Consider the following 3,844-nt stretch of genomic DNA (forward strand, 5'->3'; position numbering starts at 1 on the left):
GGACCGGCCAGTGCGCGGCGGCGGCGAGGTCGGCGATGGCCTCCGGCGCGGCGGGCGGGTCGGCGAACAGCAGGTCGAGCAGGCGCTTGCGGCGGCGCTGCATCTCGCCCGCGACGGCGGCCTTGGCCTGCGCGTACCCCTCGGCGGCGGCCGCGGCCAGCTCGTCCTGGACGAGCATCAGCGCCTCGCCGACCGCGCCGAGCGTGCGCGGGTCGACCGACAGCCGGGCCGCGCCGTCGGCGATCCGCCGCCAGGCGATCATCCCGCCGACCCGCATGGCCGACTGCATGGCGTCCAGGCTGCGGCCCTCGCCCGCCTCGCCGCGGCCGATCGCGCGGAAGAAGTCGGCGACCTCGCCGGGCTCGTGCGCGGGGTCGGCGACCCGCTCGACGAAGTGGTGCAGGACGCGTTCGACCGCGAGCCGGAGCGTGCCGGAGTAGTCGCCGGGCCGGTCGTACTCGCGGACCCGGACCTGGATCTCGGCGATCATGTCGTCGGCGACCTCGTCGAGGTTGGGCCGCATGTGGTCGGCGAGCTCCCTGGGCAGGTCCGTCCAGGGCCGCCCGTACCCGGCGGTCCCGGCACTTCCCGTCGCGTCCTCCGCCACGCCGCTCCTCCCGGGGGTTTTCACTCCCCGTGCGACTTACCGCTGCTGACGGGGAAATTGCTCCTTTTTGAGTCTAGTGTGGGGAAAATCATGACCAGAACCTAGGGTCGGCAATCCGTCCAGGGCGAGACCCGACCAGATTCGGCCGTTCACCTTGACGAGGTTGGACGAAAAGCCTCACTGGCACGGTCCGCGCGCCGGTGCGACATTGGAGGGGCCAGGTGAACCCGAGAGGCGGCCGCTGACGCCCCGCTCCGGCCGGCCGCCGGTTCTGGAGGCAGCGGTGACCGGCGCGTCCCCCCAGCATCCGCCCGCGGCACGGCACGACGGCAAGGCCGTCACACGGTTGCGGGGCGCGGGCAGGGCGGTGGACGAGCGGTTCGGCGGGACGCCGTTCCTGCGCGTCGCGCTCCGCAAGGCGTTCCCGGACCACTGGAGCTTCCTGCTCGGTGAGATCGCCCTCTACTCGTTCCTCATCATCCTGCTGACCGGGGTGTTCCTGACGCTGTTCTTCGTCCCGTCCATGCGGGAGGTGAACTACGGCGGCTCGTACGTGCCGCTGCGCGGCGTCCGGATGAGCGAGGCGTACGAGTCGACCCTGCGGATCAGCTTCGACGTGCGCGGCGGGCTGCTGATGCGGCAGATCCACCACTGGGCCACGGTGGTCTTCCTCGGCGCGATCGTGATCCACCTGCTGCGCAACTTCTTCACCGGCGCGTTCCGCAAGCCCCGCGAGCTGAACTGGCTGATCGGGATCGTGCTGTTCATGCTGGTCATGGTGAACGGCCTGTTCGGCTACTCGCTGCCGGACGACCTGCTGTCGGGCACCGGCATCCGCATCCTGGAGGGCGTGATCCTGTCGGTCCCGGTGGTCGGCAGCTACGCGCTCATGTTCCTGTTCGGCGGCGAGTTCCCGGGTACCGACATCGTGCCGCGGCTCTACGTCGTCCACATCCTGCTGATCCCCGGGCTGCTGCTCGCGCTGATCCCGCTGCACGCGGTCGTGCTGACCTGGCGGCAGACGCACACCCAGTTCCCGGGCAAGGGCGCGACGAACCGGGCGCAGTACGGCTACCCGTTCTTCCCCGTCTTCGTCGCCAAGACCACCGCGTTCTTCCTGTGGGTCCTCGGCGTCTGCACGCTGCTCGCGACGTTCTTCCAGATCAACCCGATCTGGCTGTTCGGCCCGTACGACCCGGGCGCGATCAGCGCGGGCTCGCAGCCCGACTGGTACATGGGCTGGCTGGAAGGGTCGCTGCGGATGATGCCCGGCTGGGAGGTCTCCGCCTGGGGCCACACCCTCGCGCTGAACGTCCTGGTCCCGGCGCTGGTCGTGCCGGGCGTGCTGTTCACCGGCCTCGCCGTCTACCCGTTCCTGGAGCGCTGGGTCACCGGCGACCACGAGATCCACCACCTGCTGGACCGGCCCCGGGACGTCCCGCCGCGGACGGGCATCGGGTTCGCGGGCGTCGTCTTCTACGGCGTGCTGTGGGCCGCGGGCGGCAACGACGTCATCGCCAAGACCTTCGACATTCCGCTGTTCTGGACGACCTGGTTCTTCCGCGTCGCGGTCATCCTCGGCCCGGTCCTCGCCTACGTCGTCGCCTACCGCGTCTGCCTCGGCCTCCAGCGGCGCGACCGCGCCCTCGTGGAGCACGGCCTGGAGACCGGCGTCATCCGCATGCTGCCGTCCGGCGAGTACGTCGAGGTCGAGGAGCACCTCCCGCCCGAGCGCCTGGCCCCCATCACCGACGAGCGGCCCCGTCCGGCCGTCTCCCTCGACCGTCCCGCGTCCGGCGGCATCGTTCCCCCGGACACCCGGACGCTCCGCGGTCGCCTCCGCGTCCGGCTCAACCGCCGCTTCAACGCCGACCTGGCCGTCCCGCCGTCCGATCCGCACCCGGCGCTTTCCGAGCGTCAGGACACCTGACCGGCGGCGGGCGGCGTCACGACTCCTGCATGGCGATGCGGCCGCGGGCTTCGAGCCACGGCGTCATGGCCTCCTCGTCGAGGTGGCAGCCGCGGAGGTAGGCGCGCAGGACGCGCTCGCTGGGCAGCTTCTCGCCCTTGTCGGCCGTGGAGAGGGTGGAGACGACCGGGGAGCCGCCGTTGAGGTCGGACATCCCGCGGTAGGTCGCGCCGCTGTAGCGCTTGAGGCGGCGAAGCTGCTCGGCGAACTCGGCGGTCGTGCGGGCCGCGGCCGGATCCGGGCCGACCGACGGGTCCGGGCGTTCGGACGGCTCCCGGCGCTCGGACGGTTCGGGGCCCTCGGACGGGTCCACGCGGGCCCAGCGCTGCAGGACTACCGCCAGCTTGCCCGCGGCCACCCGGAGGCGGCGAGCGGGCGGGCGTCCGTCGCGGTCGTCGTCGCGCTCCCCCTTCGCATCCATGAGACGTACTCCTCCTGTCGGACCTGACCGGACTGGCAGGGAGCGGGCGGACGGTGGCGGCCGTCGCGTCGCCCCGATCCACGAAATCATGGCCCAGAGATCGGCATCATGTCCGCATTTCTGACGAGATGCTGAGGAGGAGAAAACCACACCCCGGAAGGCGATCCCCCTCCATTCGCCGACCGTCTCGGGGAGAAATCCCGCTCGGTATTCGAACAGGGGCTGCAAACCCTCCCATATCGGGCACCGGTTTGACTCGGCGCGCGATAATCGACTCAGGGCGGAGATGTGTCACGTGACACGAAAACCCGCCCCTCCCCCAGGGCGCTCCTGACCGGGCTGCCCCGGCGGCGGGCGGCCGGCGCGCAGTGCTGTGGCGGCAGTGCACCGGCCCGCCCGCCGCCTCCCCTCTCCCTTGCGCGGCTCCGCATCCAGAATGCCCGGATTGATTACCGGGTGGTCATTTCCCGGCGGGCGGCGCGGCGTTCGGCTTTGTTCGCGGCCGTGCCGATTTCGCGATGACGATGTTCGTTCGGGCGACGGCCCGCCGCGCGGCGCTCCATCCTGGCGGCGTCTCCCGGGAAGCGGCCCGGGAGACGCGTCACCGGCGGGCGCGCCCCGACGCCGGAACCGTTCGAGGATGGCGATGGAAGAGAGACCGACCCCGGCCGGGCTGCCCGGCCATCCGGTGCCGCGCGCGGTGTTCGGGCTGGACGTCGTCGGCTACGGCCGCCGCTCCGCCGCCGTCCGCCGCATGCTGCGCGACGACCTGCACGCCGTGGCGGGCGCCGCGTTCGCCTCGGTCGGGCTGCCGCTGGACTGCTGCCCGTCCCGCGACACCGGCGAC

At 72.0% G+C, this 3,844-nt stretch carries 4 protein-coding genes; 2 read left to right on the forward strand and 2 right to left on the reverse strand.

What is annotated here, in order from left to right:
- Positions 1–607 (reverse strand): PucR-like N-terminal domain-containing protein (locus tag AB0J52_RS31470; protein ID WP_500186402.1); only part of this gene is annotated, 607 nt, incomplete at its 3' end.
- 283 nt (positions 608–890) lie between these two features.
- Between AB0J52_RS31470 and qcrB the strand changes: the two genes are divergently transcribed.
- The gene (qcrB, locus tag AB0J52_RS31475) at positions 891–2,537 is read left to right on the forward strand and encodes a cytochrome bc1 complex cytochrome b subunit (RefSeq protein ID WP_500186404.1); all 1,647 of its coding nucleotides are present in this window, start codon (positions 891–893) and stop codon (positions 2,535–2,537) included.
- Positions 2,538–2,553: 16 nt separating this feature from the next.
- Here the strand turns inward: qcrB and AB0J52_RS31480 are convergent, their stop codons facing one another.
- Positions 2,554–2,997, reverse strand: coding sequence for a hypothetical protein (locus tag AB0J52_RS31480; RefSeq protein WP_500186405.1), 444 nt, complete (start codon positions 2,995–2,997; stop codon positions 2,554–2,556).
- 646 nt (positions 2,998–3,643) lie between these two features.
- Here AB0J52_RS31480 and AB0J52_RS31485 point away from each other — a divergent pair.
- Positions 3,644–3,844 (forward strand): hypothetical protein (locus tag AB0J52_RS31485; RefSeq protein WP_500186406.1); only part of this gene is annotated, 201 nt, incomplete at its 3' end.

Source organism: Spirillospora sp. NPDC049652 (genome assembly GCF_040675125.1).
Lineage (GTDB): Bacteria > Actinomycetota > Actinomycetes > Streptosporangiales > Streptosporangiaceae > Spirillospora.

What these genes read in the sequence shown, in the direction of transcription:
- AB0J52_RS31480 (WP_500186405.1), bottom strand. Translation starts at nt 2,997, where the DNA reads ATGGATGCGAAGGGGGAGCGCGACGACGACCGCGACGGACGCCCGCCC.